1 pseudogene is annotated in these 506 nt (G+C 65.2%); it reads left to right on the forward strand.

The annotated features are described in order from the left end of the window. Positions 1-506, forward strand: a pseudogene (locus AC3WQN_RS25475) (T6SS effector BTH_I2691 family protein); the annotation flags it as partial.

Consider the following 506-nt stretch of genomic DNA (forward strand, 5'->3'; position numbering starts at 1 on the left):
TATGCGCCACCGGTTGCCAACGAGACCTTGCTGGCACCGCGCTGCGTCTCGGCCGATCACGATGCCCCGGCTTCCTTCCTCAACCTCGAGACCCACAAATACAGCCTGGCATGGCTGGCCTTTGCCAGTGATCCCTGGCCGGTCAGCGTGCTCAATGCCTACAAGGCCGGGCGCGCACCCGAGCGTTTCCATGAGCTGAACCTGGCCCAGGCCCGGGATAACCCGGCCAGCCTGGGCCTGGGCATGACCGCCGACAACCCGCAGGTAAATGATCGGGTCTACGAGTATCAGCCCTTCCAGGCGGGCCACTTCACCAGCGTGCATGGTTTCTACGGTCGCTCCCCGCGGCTTGGCGCCTTGAAAGGCTTCCTGCGCAATGCCATCCCCCGCCATCAACTGTCGCACGGCGTGCTGGCCCTGGTTCTGGACGACACCCTCGGCCTGGTGCAGGAGTACAACGCCCTGCGCACGGCGTGGATACAGGCCCGCCAGCAATGGCTCGAGGA

It is taken from the genome of Pseudomonas sp. FW300-N1A1, assembly GCF_058789115.1.